The organism is Hydrocarboniphaga sp., from assembly GCF_028291725.1.
Taxonomy (GTDB): Bacteria; Pseudomonadota; Gammaproteobacteria; order Nevskiales; family Nevskiaceae; genus Hydrocarboniphaga.
In genome coordinates this window covers 99,596-115,039 of record NZ_JAQGNT010000095.1, presented here as the reverse complement: position 1 = coordinate 115,039, position 15,444 = coordinate 99,596, and the positions used below count along the sequence as shown (strand labels likewise).

General features: G+C 66.5%; 13 protein-coding genes. 4 read left to right on the top strand and 9 right to left on the bottom strand.

Annotated elements, in window-relative coordinates; genetic code table 11:
- Nucleotides 1-114: 114 nt before the first annotated feature.
- The gene (gene murU, locus JWQ90_RS24870; RefSeq protein WP_299697760.1) at nt 115-807 is read right to left on the bottom strand and encodes an N-acetylmuramate alpha-1-phosphate uridylyltransferase MurU; all 693 of its coding nucleotides are present in this window, start codon (nt 805-807) and stop codon (nt 115-117) included.
- 57 nt (nt 808-864) lie between these two features.
- The gene (locus JWQ90_RS24865; RefSeq protein WP_299697759.1) at nt 865-1,878 is read right to left on the bottom strand and encodes a phosphotransferase; all 1,014 of its coding nucleotides are present in this window, start codon (nt 1,876-1,878) and stop codon (nt 865-867) included.
- Between the two features lie 88 nt (nt 1,879-1,966).
- On the opposite strand from JWQ90_RS24865, the gene lptD reads away from it, so the two are divergent.
- The 4 genes from lptD (at nt 1,967) to rsmA (ending at nt 7,605) form a co-directional block, all read left to right on the top strand.
- Nucleotides 1,967-4,297, top strand: a complete 2,331-nt coding sequence (gene lptD / locus JWQ90_RS24860; RefSeq protein WP_299697758.1) for an LPS assembly protein LptD — start codon at nt 1,967-1,969, stop codon at nt 4,295-4,297.
- Between the two features lie 191 nt (nt 4,298-4,488).
- A complete protein-coding gene (locus tag JWQ90_RS24855) occupies nt 4,489-5,841 on the top strand; it encodes a peptidylprolyl isomerase (protein ID WP_299697757.1) in 1,353 nt (450 codons plus the stop codon).
- A gap of 4 nt (nt 5,842-5,845) precedes the next feature.
- Nucleotides 5,846-6,829 (top strand): 4-hydroxythreonine-4-phosphate dehydrogenase PdxA, encoded by a 984-nt coding sequence (pdxA, locus tag JWQ90_RS24850; protein WP_299697756.1) that lies wholly within the window; start codon nt 5,846-5,848, stop codon nt 6,827-6,829.
- A complete protein-coding gene (gene rsmA, locus JWQ90_RS24845; protein ID WP_299697755.1) occupies nt 6,826-7,605 on the top strand; it encodes a 16S rRNA (adenine(1518)-N(6)/adenine(1519)-N(6))-dimethyltransferase RsmA in 780 nt (259 codons plus the stop codon). The genes pdxA and rsmA overlap by 4 nt, the downstream gene beginning before the upstream one ends.
- A 72-nt stretch (nt 7,606-7,677) precedes the next feature.
- On the opposite strand, the gene JWQ90_RS24840 is transcribed toward rsmA, so the two are convergent.
- The 7 genes from JWQ90_RS24840 to JWQ90_RS24810 form a co-directional block, all read right to left on the bottom strand.
- Complete coding sequence (locus JWQ90_RS24840; RefSeq protein WP_366919591.1) at nt 7,678-8,154, bottom strand: metallophosphoesterase family protein; 477 nt, start codon at nt 8,152-8,154, stop codon at nt 7,678-7,680.
- Nucleotides 8,151-11,189 (bottom strand): diguanylate cyclase, encoded by a 3,039-nt coding sequence (locus tag JWQ90_RS24835; RefSeq protein ID WP_299697753.1) that lies wholly within the window; start codon nt 11,187-11,189, stop codon nt 8,151-8,153. Before JWQ90_RS24835 ends, JWQ90_RS24840 begins: the two co-directional genes overlap by 4 nt.
- A 142-nt stretch (nt 11,190-11,331) precedes the next feature.
- Complete coding sequence (locus JWQ90_RS24830) at nt 11,332-11,634, bottom strand: DUF3613 domain-containing protein (RefSeq protein ID WP_299697752.1); 303 nt, start codon at nt 11,632-11,634, stop codon at nt 11,332-11,334.
- 21 nt (nt 11,635-11,655) lie between these two features.
- Nucleotides 11,656-12,372, bottom strand: a complete 717-nt coding sequence (locus tag JWQ90_RS24825; protein ID WP_299697751.1) for a tetratricopeptide repeat protein — start codon at nt 12,370-12,372, stop codon at nt 11,656-11,658.
- On the bottom strand, nt 12,369-13,310 hold the full coding sequence (locus tag JWQ90_RS24820; RefSeq protein WP_299697750.1) for a type II secretion system F family protein: 942 nt from the start codon (nt 13,308-13,310) through the stop codon (nt 12,369-12,371). Before JWQ90_RS24820 ends, JWQ90_RS24825 begins: the two co-directional genes overlap by 4 nt.
- Nucleotides 13,307-14,227, bottom strand: a complete 921-nt coding sequence (locus JWQ90_RS24815) for a type II secretion system F family protein (RefSeq protein WP_299697749.1) — start codon at nt 14,225-14,227, stop codon at nt 13,307-13,309. The genes JWQ90_RS24820 and JWQ90_RS24815 overlap by 4 nt, the downstream gene beginning before the upstream one ends.
- Nucleotides 14,224-15,444 (bottom strand): CpaF family protein, encoded by a 1,221-nt coding sequence (locus tag JWQ90_RS24810; RefSeq protein WP_299697748.1) that lies wholly within the window; start codon nt 15,442-15,444, stop codon nt 14,224-14,226. The genes JWQ90_RS24815 and JWQ90_RS24810 overlap by 4 nt, the downstream gene beginning before the upstream one ends.

Sequence of the window (15,444 nt, the reverse complement as noted above, 5' to 3'; positions counted from 1 at the left end):
CAAGCGCTTTCGCCAGCTAAGCTTATGCAGTGACTGCGTGTAGGTCGGCAATCCTTTGCCGACGTGGCCCTGCGATGCGCAATCAAGGCCTCATGTCGGCAAGGGATTGCCGACCTACATCTGCGTAGCCGGAGTACCGAGCAGCGCTTCCAGCTCCGCCAGCCGCAGCGGCGTACCGACGTCGGACCACAGGCCGCCGAAGACTTCGCCGTCGAGCTGATCGCGCAGCGCCGCGGCACGCAGCAGCGGCGCCAGCGGGAACCGTCCGGGCTGGCAGCCCGCAAACAGCGCCGGCCTCAGGATCGAAATCCCGGAGAACGTATAGATCGGCGCGCCAGCCGGGATCGGCTCGACCACGCGATCCGCGATCAGTGCGAAATCGCCCTGAGCCTTATGCGGCGGGTTCGGCACCAGCAGCAGATGCGCCAGCGTGTTCGCGGGCAGCGCCGCAGCCCGCGCCAGCAAGCGGCTCCAGTCGACACGCGCATACACGTCGGCATTCACCAGCAGAAACGGCCCCGGCCCCAGCAGCGGCAGTGCCTGCAGCAGGCCGCCGCCGGTTTCCAGCGGCGGATCGCCTTCCACCGAGTAGCGGATGCGCACCCTCCAGCGCGAGCCGTCGCCGAGGTGCTCGCGGATCTGCTCGCCGCGGTAGCCGAGATTCACCACGAAGTCGCTGACGCCGGCGGCGATCAGTTGCGTCAGCGGATACTCGATCAACGCGCGGCCGGCCAGCGTGACCAGCGGCTTCGGACGCTCGTCCGTCAGGGGCCGCATGCGCTCGCCGCGCCCGGCGGCCAAGATCATTGCTGTCGTCACGGGCGCGCCCGATCGCCGGCCAGAATCATCGCGACCGTCACCGCATCAGCCCTCGATCAAGCCGAGTTCATCGAACAGACGCAGCAGCGGCGCCAACCCCGCGTAGCGCGTAGCGGTCTGGCGCAGGTAGCGGACAAAACGCGGCGTGTCGGCCAGATACTTGGGCTTGCCGTCGCGGTAGTGGATGCGCGCGAAGATGCCCAGCACTTTCAGGTGGCGCTGCACACCCATCCATTCGAAGTCCTGGAAAAAGGCGTCGAAGTCCTCGCGTACCGGCAGCCCGGCGTCACGCGCGCGCTGCCAGTATTGCCGCGCCCAGGTCTCGACGCGCTGCTGCGGCCAGGACAGGAACGCGTCCTTGAGCAGCGATACGGCGTCGTAGCTGATCGGGCCGTAGACCGCGTCCTGAAAATCCAGCACGCCCGGATTCGGCGTGCTCAGCATCAGGTTGCGCGGCATGTAGTCGCGATGCACATAGACCTGCGGCTGCGCCAGCGCGGACTTGACCAGCAGTCCCTGGACGTGGTTCCAGATCGCCGACTGTTCAGTCGTGAACACGCTGCGCAGGTGCCTGGCGACATACCAGTCCGGGAACAGCGCCAGCTCGCGGCGCAGCAGCGGCTCATCAAAGGCCGGCAGCACGCCCGGCTTCGAGGCGAGCTGCCAGCGCAGCAGCGCGTCGATGGCGCTCGCGAACAGCGCGTCGGCGTTCGCTTCGCTGATCACGTTCAGCCAGGTCTGGCGGCCGAGGTCGCTCAGCAGCAGATAGCCGCGCTGCAGATCCTGCGCCAGCACTTTCGGCACATGCAGGCCGGCCTGCTCCATCATCCCGGCGATGCGGATGAACGGCGCGCAGTCCTCCTGCGCAGGCGGCGCGTCCATGACGATCCAGGACCGCTCGCCGGCGCTGAGCCGGAAATAGCGGCGGAAACTGGCGTCGGTCGAGGCCGGCTCGAAAGCGGCATCGCTCAGGACCAGCGCCTGCAGCGCAAAGTCGCGCGCCTGGTCGCGGCGCGGATCGTCGGGGTTGCCGGGTGTCGCTTGCGGGTCTGCGCTCATGCGTCGGGTCGGGGCTGGGCCGTATGACTGAGAAAGACAGATAAAAGATTGCGGGCGACCGTATCAAAAACCGATACTTGGCGCCCGCATGACACTAAGCCACTCTGCCCTGCTGGCCGCCTGCACGCTGCCGGCGCTGCTTTACTCCGGCCTCGCCGCGGCGGCGGTCGAGGGCGGCGCGTGCTCGCAGCCGACGTTCACGGCGGCGCCGGCGGTGTCGCCGCCCAAGCCCGACGACAAGGAATCGCAAACGCTGCAGCTCGACGAAAAAGTGTTCGTTGACGCCGATTCCGCGACGATGACCCGGGACGGTCTGTCGCAGCTGATGGGCAGCGTCAAGGTGCGCCAGGGCGACAAGGAGTTCGTCGGCGAGAACCTGGACTATGACGACAGCCAGCGCCTGATCACGGTCGACACCGAGTCGGTGTTCAGCAATCCGAACCTGATCATCAAGAGCCAGACCTCGAGCTTCAACCTCAACGACAGCTCGGGCGTATTCAACAAGGCCGACTTCGTGCTTCCGGTGCGCGGCGCGCGCGGCACCTCGGACCAGATCAACGTCGCCACCAGCGGCCAGGCACAGCTCAAGCACACCGTGTACACGACCTGCGCGCCCGGCTCCAACGCCTGGTACCTGGAGGCCAGCGACATCAAGCTCGACCAGGACGAGGGCCTGGGTACGGCGCGCAACGCCCGGCTGCGCTTCGGCGGCGTGCCGGTGCTGTACATGCCCTGGTTCCAGTTCCCGATCAACGATCAGCGCCGCACCGGCCTGCTGTTCCCGACCGTCGGCGACACCAGCAAGACCGGCTTCGACGCGCGCTGGCCGGTGTATCTGAACCTGGCCGACAACTACGACGCGACGATCACGCCGCGCCTGATGACCAAGCGCGGCCTGCAGATCGGTACCAGCGGGCGCTATCTGCTCGAAAACGGCGAAGGCAGCGCGTCCTACGATTATCTGGACGACGACAAAACCTACGGCGCCAGCCGCAGCCTGGCGCGCTTCGACCACGCCAATCTGTTCACGCCCGACCTGGGGCTGGAGGCGACCTACGCCAAGGCCAGCGACTCGCAGTATTTCGAAGACCTCGGCGGCACCTTCGCCAGTTCGTCGATCACCTACCTGGAACGCAGCGCGCGGCTCACCTACCAGTCGCCGGCTTCGTTCCGGCTGACGACCCTGGTGCAGACCTTCCAGACCATCGACACCGGCCTGGCCGCCGTCGACGATCCGTACAAGCGCCTGCCGCAGATCCACTTCGACGCGCTGACCCGCAATGCCTTCCTGGATACCCGCGCCGGCCTCAACGCCGAGTACGTGAATTTCGTACGCGACGAGCAAATCGTCGATGGCCAGCGTGTCGAATCGATCCAGGGCCAGCGTTTCGATCTGCAGCCCTATCTGCGCTACCAGCGCGACCTCAATGCCTGGTACCTCACCTCGCAATTCGACTGGCATTACACCGGCTACAAGCTCAGCGATACCGGCGCATCCCTGATTGAGAACCAGCCGAGCACACCGAGCCGCTCGCTGCCGATCGTGTCGGCCGAGACCGGCCTGCGCTTCGACCGCATCACCGGCAGCGGCGCGATCCAGACGCTGGAGCCACGGCTGTTCGCGCTGTACGTGCCCTACCAGAACCAGGACCGGCTGCCGCTGTTCGACACCGGCGAGCCGGATTTCGACTTCACCCAGCTGTTCGCGCGCAACCGCTTCTTCGGCGAGGACCGCATCTCCGACGCCGAGAACCTGACCGCCGCGGTGACCACGCGGATGATCGACCCGGATTCCGGGGACACCCGCTGGAGCGCCAGCTTCGGCCAGCTGTACCGCTTCGAGGCCTCGCGCGTCGCCCTGCCGGGCCAGGACGCGCCGGACTCTGGCGCCACCGACTTCATCGGCGAAGTCAGCTACAACTTCCTGAAGAACTGGTCGGCCGCCGCCACCGGCCAGTGGTCGCCGGACAAGACCGAGCTGGAACGCCGCAACGTCGCGTTGCGCTACCGCAACTCGCCGACCGGCAGCCGCTTCGACATCGCCTACCGCGACCACCGCGGCCTGCTCGAACAGACCGACGTGTCCTTCGATCTGCCGGTCAGCGATACCTGGCGCATCGGCGCGCGCAACCGCTACTCGCTGCGCGACTCCAAGACCCTGGAAACCTTCATGGGCGCCTCCTACGAAACCTGCTGCTGGGCGATCAGCGCGGCCTACCGGCGCTATATCGCCAGCAGCGACGGCGAGTTGAACAGCGGCGTCTACTTTCAGCTCGAACTCAAGGGGCTGAGCCGGATCGGCACCGGCTTCGCGTCGCTGCTGCCCTCGGACAACGGCGACGACGAGTCTTCGCCGGGCGCGCTGGGCTCGGGCAGCAGCCTCAGCAACGGCAGCAGCGGCGGCGGGCGACATCCCTGATCTGCGCTTGTTGAATCTTCTGTCCAAACCGGGGTCCGATAGCGGTCGTCCCGCCTCAGCCACGAGCCGCGCTGCCCGAGCGTGCTAACCTTGCCGATCAGTAAAGTCCGCCTTCAGCGTTCCCATAGAGTGAACGTACAGTGCGCGGCTTGTGTTGCGGCTCCCCCTTCACTACCTTCCCGCTCCCTACGATGGCCTTTCCGAAGAAGCTTGTCGCTCCCCTTGCCGCCCTGTGGCTGCTCACCGGCCCGGCGCACGCCGAAACCCTCGACCGCATCGTCGCCGTCGTCAACGACAGCGTCGTCTTGCAAAGCGAGCTGGACCAGGCGATGCGCGACACCCAGACGCAGATCAAAAGCCGCGGCGTCGCGGTGCCGGCCGATGACGTGCTGAGGCCGCAGGTGCTGGAGAAGGTGATCGTCACGCGCCTGCAGACCCAGCGCGCCCAGCAGGCCGGCATCCGCGTCGACGATCGCGAACTCAACGACGTGCTGAACAACATCGCGCGCCAGAACAAGATGACGCTGTCGCAGCTCGCCGACTCGGTCAAGGAAGACGGCCTGGACTTCCTCAACGTGCGCGAGCAGATCCGCGACGAGGTGGTGATCAACCGGCTACGCCAGAAAGAAGTCGAATCGCGCATCCAGGTCACCGACCAGGACGTCGACCTGTACCTGGCCAACCAGAGCGCCAGCGACAACATCGAATACCATTTGAGCCACATCCTCGTCAGCATCCCCGACGGCGCCTCCAGCGACGAGCGCGACAAGCGTCGCGCCAAGGCCCAGGGCCTGCTCAAGCGCATCCGCGGCGGCGAAGACTTTGCCCAGATCGCGATCACCTCATCCGACGGCCAGCAGGCCCTGACCGGCGGCGACCTGGACTGGCGCAAGGCCGGCGATCTGCCCTCGCTGTTCGCCACCACCGCGGCCAAGCTCAAGCCGGGCGAGACCAGCGACGTGCTCGAGGCCGGATCGGGCTTCCACATCATCAAGCTCGAAGGCACCCGCGGCGGCGAAGAGCGCCTGACCGTCAACGAAACCCATGCACTGCACATCCTGCTGATGAACAACGCGCTGCGCAGCGAAGACCAGAGCCGCGTGCAGGCGCAGGACATCTACGACCGGCTGCAGAAGGGCGGCGACTTCGCCAAGCTGGCCAAGGAGTTCTCCGACGATCCGGGCTCCAAGAACAACGGCGGCGACCTCGGCTGGCAGCCGCCCGGCGTGTTCGCGCCGGAATTCCAGATCCGTATCGACCAGCTGCAGCCGGGCGAGACCAGCACGCCGTTCCATACCCAGTTCGGCTGGCATGTCGCCAAGGTGATCGAGCGCCGCGTGCGCGATACCACCGAGGAAAGCCGCCGCGCCCGCGCGCGCCAGGCGATTCAGCAGCGCCGCTCGGCCGAAGAGTACGAAACCTGGCTGCGTCGCCTGCGCGACGAGGCCTACATCGAGTACCGGCTGGCCAAGACCGACGCGCCAGCGGATTCGGCGCCGGTCGCCGCGCCTGCCGCCGCGGCCCCGGCGGCCGCGACGCCCTGAAGCGGTGCCCGCGCCGCGCATCCTGCTGACGCCGGGCGAACCGGCCGGCATCGGGCCGGACCTGGTCGTCCAGATCGCGCAACGGGGCCGCGCGGCGCAACTCGTCGCGGTCGCCGATCCTGAGCTGCTGCTGCGCCGCGCCGACCTGCTCGGCCTGCCGCTGCGACTGCACCTGGTCGACATGGCCGCGCCCGCCGAGGCGTTCCCGGCCGGCGAGATCGGCATCCTGCCGGTGCGCCTGGCCCATATCGAAACACCCGGACAGCTCGACATCATCAACGCGCCCTACGTGGTGCAGACGCTGGCGCTGGCGGCCGACGAATGCATCAAGGGCCATGCCGACGCGCTGGTCACCGCACCGGTCCAGAAGAGCGTGATCAACGACGCCGGCGTGCCTTTCAGCGGGCATACCGAATTCTTTGCCGAGCGCTGCGGCGCACCGATGCCGGTGATGATGCTGACCGCCGGCACGCTGCGCGTCGCGCTGGCGACCACGCACCTGCCGCTGCGCGCGGTACCGGATGCGATCACCCCGGATCGCCTGAGCCAGGTGCTGCGCGTGCTCGACGCCGATCTGCGCACGCGCTTCGGTATCGAGTCTCCGCGAATCCTGGTCTGCGGGCTCAACCCGCACGCCGGCGAGAGCGGCCATCTGGGCCGCGAGGAAATCGAGATCATCGCGCCGACGCTCGAGGCGCTGCGCCGCGAAGGCCTGCTGATCGAAGGTCCGCTGCCGGCCGACACGGTGTTCACGCCGCAGGTGCTGAAGCGCGGCGACGCGGTGCTCGCGATGTACCACGACCAGGGCCTGACCGCGCTGAAATACGCCGGCTTCGGCAACGCGGTCAACGTCACGCTGGGGCTGAGCATCATCCGCACTTCGGTCGATCATGGCACCGCGCTGGACCTCGCCGGCAATGGCGGCGCCGACGCCGGATCGCTGGAAGCGGCGCTGCAGCTGGCGATAGTGCTGGCCACGCGGGCATGAGCGAGCCGCGCGCCAAAAAACATTTCGGCCAGCATTTTCTGCACGACCCGTACGTAATCGACCGGATTCTGCGCACGGTCAATCCGCAGCCCGGCGAGGCGATCATCGAGATCGGCCCGGGGCCCGGCGCGCTGACCGCGCCGCTGCTGAAGCGCGTGCCGCAGCTCACCGTGGTCGAGCTCGACCGCGACGTCATCCCGCATTTGCGCGAAGCCTGCGGCAATGCGCCGGGCCTGAACATCGTGATGGCCGACGCGCTGAAAGTGGACTACGCCGCACTGGCACCGCCGGACCAGCCGCTGCGCCTGGTCGGCAACCTGCCCTACAACATCTCCACGCCGCTGCTGTTCCACCTGCTCGGCTTTGCCGACCGCGTGCAGGACATGCATTTCATGCTGCAGAAAGAGGTCGTCGATCGCATGTGTGCGGGCGCCGACGACGACGCCTACGGCCGGCTGTCGGTGGCGCTGGCGGCGCGCGCCGAAGTCGTGCACCTGTTCGACGTCGGTGCCGGCGCCTTCAGGCCGCCGCCGAAAGTGGAATCGGCGGTGGTGCGCCTGCGTCCGCGCAAGCCGGATTTCGTCATCGACGACTGGAAAACCTTCGATCGCGTGGTCGGCGCGGCGTTCCTGATGCGGCGCAAGACCCTGACCAACAGCCTGCGCCAGCTGCTGAGTGCGGACCAGATCCGAGCGGCCGGCATCGATCCGCAGTGGCGCGCCGAGCGTGTGTCGGCGGCGCAGTTCGCCGCGCTGGCGAATCAGTTGAGCGTGTAGGTTGGGGTGAACGAATGTGAACCCCAACATTGCTCCGCGCTGATGCGTGGGGTTCGCTGCGCTCACCCCAACCTACGACAACTCGACGATTCGCGCGGATACGATCCGGTTCTCGATCAGCAATTCGCCGACCGACACCGGCAGCTTGAAACGTCGCGGCCCCGCGCTGCCCGGATTCACATACAGCACGCCGCCGCGTTCTTCGACGAGCGGCCTGTGCGAGTGCCCCGACACGACGACGGCGATGCCGGATGCGGCGGGGTCGATATCGATCAGTGCCAGTGCATGCAGCACATAGATCGTCACGCCGCCGATGCTCAGGCGCTGCGTCTCCGGCACCGCTGCGGCCCAGGCATCGCGCTCGTCGTTGTTGCCGCGCACGGCGCTTACCGGCGCGATTTTACCGAGGGCCTCGAGAATCGAGGCGTCGCCGATGTCGCCGCCATGGATGATCGCGTCGCAGTCACGCAGGAAAGCGAGCGCCTCGGGCCTGAGCAGGCCGTGAGTGTCCGAGATCAGTCCGACACGCTTTCTGCGGGATCTCATCAGATCGGCTCGCAGCGCCGCGACGCCAGCCAGGGCGCGTACGTGGTTTCATCCAGCGGCTCCTGGATTGCGCTGCCCGACAGCACAACGCCGGTCTCCTGCGCCAGCCAGGCCGCAGTCTCAGCCGAGTCGACGCCGGTGGCCACGACCGGCAGCTCGCTATCGCGCGCCAGCTGCAACGCACGCTTCACGGTTTCGATATGCGGCATGTTGGCGATATTACCGTCGTGTTCCTGGGCGTCGAGCAGGATCAGATCGATCGGTGGCAGACCGCCGCGGCTCATCGCGGCGATCAGAGCCCCGGCACGATCGTGCAAGGCTAGCCTGAGTCCGGCGGCATAAAACCGGTGCAGCATCTCTTGCGCCGAGGCTCTGGCTTCGCGCAGGCTCTCCGCGTCGGCGGCGATGATCAAGCGCCCCGGCTGCAGCTGATGCCGTTGCACCAGCTGAGCGATCTGCGCCGCAAAGTCCGGGTGGCGCAGCAGCGCGGCCGAAATCGGCACCACGACGCTCGATAACGGCAGCCGATCGCGCCCGGATTCGAGCAAGGCTCCAACGCCGGAAAGTCGCCAGAGTTCGAGTTCGGATTGCAGGCCGGCGCGGCGCGCGCTGGCCATCGCCTCTGCCGTCTCGACGCGGCCGAACTCGGGGTGTTGCCACCAGAACATCGCGACCAGCGTGCGCAGCGCGCCGCTGCCGGCATCGATCGCCGGCGACAGTTGCAGCTGGAACTGCTGCAACGCGAGCGCGGCCTGGATGCCGCGTTCGAGTTCGATGCGCCGGCGACGATCCGGCGACAGATCGACCTGATGCACACGAAACTGCCCCAGGCCGGCATGCTTGGCCTCGTACATCGCCAGATCGGCGTGGTGCAGCAGGTTGTCGGCATCGCTCTCGTCGACCGGACAGATCGCGATGCCGATGCTCAGGCTCACCTGCAGATGCTGTTCGGGCAACTCGAGCGGCGCATCGAAGGCGCGCTGGATTTTCTTCGCCAGTGCGATCGCGTCGCCTTCCGCACGCAGGCCGGAGGCGACTACGACGAACTCGTCGCCGCCGAACCTCGCGACGGTGTCGCTGGCGCGCAGCAGTGCGGACAACCTCGATGCAACCTGCTTCAAGACCGCATCGCCGACTTCGTGACCGTAGGTATCGTTGAAGCCCTTGAAGCGATCGACGTCCATGAACAGCACACCAACCTGGCGATTGCTGCGCCTGGAGGCGAGCATCGCCTGGCTCAGGCGATCCTGCAGCGTCGCGCGGTTCGGCAAGCCGGTCAGCACGTCGTGGTGCGCGAGGAAACGCAGACGCTGCTCGGCCAGCTCGCGCTCGGTGATGTCGACCGCGATCGCCATGAACACCGGCGGCTCTTCCTCGCGCGAGAAATTGAGCCGCACTTCCACCGGGTAGGTGCTGCCGTCGGCGCGGCGATGCTTGCAGCGATAGCTGAGGTGCTCGGCTTCGCCGCTGCGCAGCCGCGCCAGGTAATTCAGGAAGGTTTCGGTATCCAGGTCGATACTGATCGACAGCGGCGTCATTTTTGTCATCTCGCTGGGGTGATAGCCGAGATTGCGGCGCGCGCCGCGGTTCACTTCGACAAAGAACAGCGAAGCGGCGTCGAAGATGTAGACCTCCTCGGTCGCCGCGTCGAGCAGGCGGCCGAGGCGCTGAGCGAGGTTTTCCGAACGTAAGCGTTCGGTGATGTCGCGCACGATCATCAGCAGGCCCTGGCTGTGATCGATAGTCATCGTCTGCACCACCAGCTCGACCGGGAACGTGGTCGCGTCGCGCCGCCAGCCGACCACTTTTGGCAAACCTGCCGAGCGCTCGGACGCGATGTAGTCGGTCAGCTGCACCGAGGACGAGTTCAGAAACGGAACCGGCATCAGCTTGGTCACGGTGACGCCGTCAAGATCCTCGCGCGCATAGCCGAACATGCGCAGGGCTCGTGCATTGGCGAAGCGGATCACGCCGGCCGGGTCGGTGGTCAGCACGCCTTCGACCAGATGATCGATCACACCCTGCGACAAGCGCGCCTGACGTCGCAATTGCTCGGCTCGGCCCTCGCGCTCGGAGATATCGTGGAACAGCATGATCGCGCCGTCGATACTGCCGTTGGGCTTGCGCAGCGGCATCGCCATCACTTCCACCGGATATTGCGTGCCGTCACGGCCGCGCAAGCGCATCTCGGTCGCCGGCGATGCCCGGTTGTCACGCATGCAGATCTCGACCGGCGTCAGCAACGGTGAGTGGCGCTCGTCCACCGGATGGAACACCGAATAGACCAGGCGCCCCCGTACGTCCGCGAGCGACCAGCCGGTAAGCTTTTCGGCCGTGGTGTTCAAATGGCGGATACCCGAATCGCGATCGACGATGACGACGCCGCGCGCGACCTCGTCGAACAGGCTGCCGGCACGTAGATGCACGTTCTCTATCACCCGCTCCTCGATGTCGTTGGCCGAGAGCGGATGCTGCGGCCGATAGTCGGGATCGAGTCTCTGCATCCATGCCGTCGATGGTGGCAAAACCCGCCGCAGCGACAGCCGCGCGGACCAGCCGGCAAACACCGCCAGAGCCAGCGCCAGCATGCCGCCGATCCAGAGCCGCTGCACAGCGGCCTCGTGCACAGCGCTACCGACACTCGGCGTGATCATGAAATGGATTTCGCCGAAGCCACTGCCGGGAGCACGCAGCGAGGCCTGCTGAAACCGGCCGGTCCAGCGATACGCGAGCCTGCGCATCGCGCGCGCGCACCATGGCGGCAACCATGACACATGCCAGCTTTCGTAACGGCCATCGACCGCCAGCACCCGGCCCTGGGGACTGGTGACCGCCAGATACGTCAGGCCGAGGTCGCCGTCCGTGATCAGGCCACTGGTGGCCCGCTGAAGTTCACCGGGATCGCCGGTGGCGTAGGCCTGGTCGAGCACCGATGCGATGCGGTCGACTGCACGATCGCTCTTCATCGCGATCGCCAGCTGATAAGACGCCGCGATCTGCCAGATACCGAGTACTGCCAGCAAAACCGAGGTGGTCATGCCGGCCGCCAGCGGAGCCCACGAAGGCAGCGCGCGTCTTGCCATGCTTACCCTGAAACCCGCTGCCGGCCAGCACGGCCCGCATAACCAACGAGCCTGCGATCAGCTAGCGCAGGCCGCGGTGATTTCCGCACTCCTGCGCTTACTGCGAGCCACCGCTGCCCTGGACGAACTTGTCGCGCTCGAAATACTCGGGGATCGGGTGCGTGAAGCTCTTCAGGTAGCGGCTGAAAACCTGGTCGGCGACCTCGCCCGGCATCGGCCGTGCTGCGCCCATGGCCGCGTTGTTGCTTGCCTGCAGATCGACCCAGGCGCGAGTCTGCGCGCCAAATTCCTCGGTTTCATCAGTGGGCGCGGCCTGCTGCGCCCAGCTGCAGACCGGCAGCGACAGCGCCAGCATCGCCAGGGATACCGCAGCCCACATCGGCAGCGTGTTCGTCTTCATCGTCGTCTCCATCTTCATCGTTTATCCAGCGCCGCTGGGCTTGGGTGCAGGGACCGCGGGGCGCGGTGCGGTTGCCATGTTTTGTGCCTGCTTGCGCAGATCGGCGAGCGTGCCCGCATCGACATTGGACTGGCGCACGATCCGCTGTACCGAGCGTTCATCGCGCATCAGGATCATCAGGATCACCAGATTGTTGCGGCTCTTTTCATTGTTCGGCCCCAGCTCTACCGCGGTCGACAGCTCCGGCAGCGCCTCGGGATAACGCCGCGCCAGCATCAGCGCATAGCCCAGGTCGTTGCGCAGCTCGACATCGGTCGGCGCCAGCAGTACCGCACGGCGCAAATAGGCCAGCGACTGGGCCGGGTCGCGCGTCGCCGTGATCAGCCCAAGACCGTGATAGGCCTGCGCCGCGAACGGCGTGGTCAGCAGCGCCTGATACAGCTGCTGCGCGGCCGCGAGCTGGCCCAGCTTGCGCCGCACATCGGCCTCGAGCAGGCGCAGCTCGTCGCTGTTGCCGCCGCGCTGCTGCGCCTGGATATGCGCCAGCGCCGCGTAGTTCTGGTCCTGGTCGATCATGCGCCGGATCAGATCCAGATGAATCCGCCGGTCTTCGGCCGCGTTCGGCTGCGGCAGCGGCTCGCCAGTGTCGAGCTGGCGCTCGACCGAACGGGTCGAGCCGCAGGCGGCGAGCAGCAGTGATGCAGCCAGCACGCAAACACCGGCGGCCCGCGAATTCACTTGCCCATTCCCGAAAGCGCCCCGATCAACGAGACCCACGACGGGCCGGCGACGAAGATGATCAGCGCCGGGAAGAAGAACAGCACCATGACCACGGTCATGCGGCCGGAGATCAGGTTCACTTTCTCGCGCAGATCCATTTCGCGGCGATCCTCGATGACCTGCAAGGTATCGAGCAGCGGCTCCTTGATCTCGCCGCCGTAGCGATCGACCTGGCGCAGCAACAGCAGCACGGTACTGAGATCGGCGACTTCCAGCGTATCGGACAGCTTGGTCAGTGCGTCGGCCATGTCGGCGCCGGCTTCGAGCTGGCGCAACAACACTTCGACTTCGGTGCCCAGTTCGCGCAGCACGCCGCGGCCTTCGCGCACCAGGCTGGAGAACGCCTGGCGCGTCGACAGACCCGACTCGAACAGCAGCACCAGCGTGTGGATGAACAGTGGTACTTCGTTGCGCAGTCGCTGCTGACGCGCCCGGGCCCGACGACTCCGTATCATCGAGGGCAACAACAGCCCGAGCATCAGCGCGGCCAACGCCGCAAGCGGCAGCATCATCGGCTTGGCGGTGAGCCGTTCCGGCGCCAACGGCCACAGCGCGCCGACACCGATCAGCAGCAGGATCGGCGTCAGCCCCTGCAGCACATAGAAAACCAGGCGGCTGGTGGCACTGCGCCAGCCGGCCTGTATCATCAGCTTGGTGCTCTTGCCCTCGCTATCGAGCACGTTCTCGATCGCCTTGCCGCGGCTCGCGATACCCTGCAGGACGGGGTTGCGGGTGCCGATATCGAAATCGTTCGCGGCCGCAGCTTCGGGCAACAGGCGGCGCTGTACACGGCGGTTCTGGGAAGCGCTGACCGCCCACCAGACCAGAGCGCCCAGCGTCAGTGCCGCAAACACCAGCGTCAAAGAAACCAGCATCGCGAAAATGTTCGGACTCATGCTTCGGTATCCGATGCGGCCTGCATCATTCGCCAGATCACCAACATGCCGAGCAACTGCAAAACGACCGCCGAGATCAGCACGGTCTTGCCGCTGGGGGTAGCCAGGATGTCAACGTAGTAGGCCCGGTTGCGAAAAAAGATGAAGGCGGATACCGCGATCGGAATCGCCGCCAGCACGAATGCGGAGAACCGCGTCTCGGCCGTCAAGGCGCGCAATTCGCGCGCGGCGGCTTCACGCATGCGGATCGCCTGGATCAGGCTGCGGAAGACGTTGCGTAGCGTACCGCCGTATTTGCGATTGATGTTCGCGGCCAGCGCCAGCACGCGCAGATCGCGGATCTGATGGATCTCGGCCGCCTCCGCGAGCACCGTATCGACCGGCGCACCCAGGCGCACCTGCCGGGCGACCGATATGAACAACGAACGCAGCGGGTCCTGGGCTTCACGGGCAGCCGACGCAATCGCCTCTTCCAGCGTATTGCCGGCGGCCAGCACGCGCATCGCGGCTTCCAGATAGGCCGGCAGCTGCTCGACGATCCGGGCGCGGCGGCTCGCCGCACGGCGATTGAGCACGAACCAGCCCATCAGTCCGGCGAAGAAAATGATGACGGCGCCCTGCAGCCAGCCAAAAATCAGCAGCGTCAGCGGCACCAGAGCGACCAGCACCATCAGGCTCGTCGCGACCTGCGCCGCTTTGGCCTGCGAACCCGCGCGCCATAACAGGTGACAGACCGCGCGCACGATCGGGTTATAGATCTGGCCTTCGGTAACGACCGTCGCAGCGGCCTCGTCATCACCGGCACGCAGACGCAGCAGCACGTCTTCGGATCGGGCGCGCCGAGCGGCGTAGACGAACAGGTAGATGGCGCCGGCAAACACCAGCAGAATCGCGACGCTGAGAATGCTGAAAATCATGTTGCGGCCCTCAGGTCGAGATGCTGTTCGGTATCGATGTCGTAACGGAACAGGTCGCGCAGCAGCAGCGCCTCGGTGCCGTCGCTGTAGACCTCGGTGATCGACATGACTTTGCGCGCGCCGGTTACCAGGCGGCTGACATGGACGAACAGGTTCACCGCCGAGGCGACTTGCGCTCGAAAATTGGCTTCGCTGCCGGCATAACCGGCAAAGCCCGCCAGCAGCTCGAGACGGTGCACGGCCTCTTTCGGCGCGTTGGCGTGCAGCGTGGTCATCGAGCCGTCGTGGCCGGTGTTCATTGCCTGCAGCATGTCCATCACCTCGTCTCCACGGACCTCGCCGACGATGATCCGGTCGGGGCGCATGCGCAGCGCGTTGCGCACCAGATCACGCGCCGTCACCGCGCGCTGCCCTTCGAGATTCGGCGGGCGCGTTTCCAGGCGCACGACGTGGTCGTGCTCGAGCCGCAGTTCGGCCGCGTCTTCTACCGTGATGACACGCTCGGTCACCGGTATCCACCGCGACAGCAGGTTCAGAAACGTGGTCTTTCCCGAGCCGGTGCCGCCAACGATGATCAGGTTGGCGCGCTTGCGCACACGCTCGTGCAGGTAGTCGAGCTCGGCCTGCGACAGCGTGTCGGACTTCACCAGATCGGCGCCGGTCAGCGGCTGGCGGCGGAATTTGCGTATCGACAGGCAGGGGCCGTCGAGCGCGATCGGCGGCACGATCGCGTTGACGCGCGAACCGTCGGCAAGCCGCGCATCGACCATCGGCGTGGACTCGTCGACGCGGCGGCCGATCGGCGCGAGGATGCGCTGGATCACGCGCAGCACGTGCGCGTCGTTGACGAAGCGCACCGGCGCGACCGACAGCTTGCCGGCCCGCTCGATGAAGACCTTGTTCGGGCCGTTGACGACGATGTCGTTGACGCTGTCGTCGTCGACCAGGCCCTGGATCGGGCCGTAGCCCATCAACTCGTCGCGAGCGTCGGTGGCCAGCGCCTCGGTCTCGCGCTGATTGACCGGCAGCCGCTGCTGCATCACGTACAGCTTGACCTGCTCGGATACGAAACGCTCGACGCGCAGCGGCTCCCACAGATCGATTTCGAGATTGCGATCTTCGATCAGGCTGATCAGATGCCGATGCAGCGCGCTTTTCAGCTGCTGATACTGGTCCGTCAGCCGGAACCGCATCATCTGGTCGTGGGGGGCGCTCAT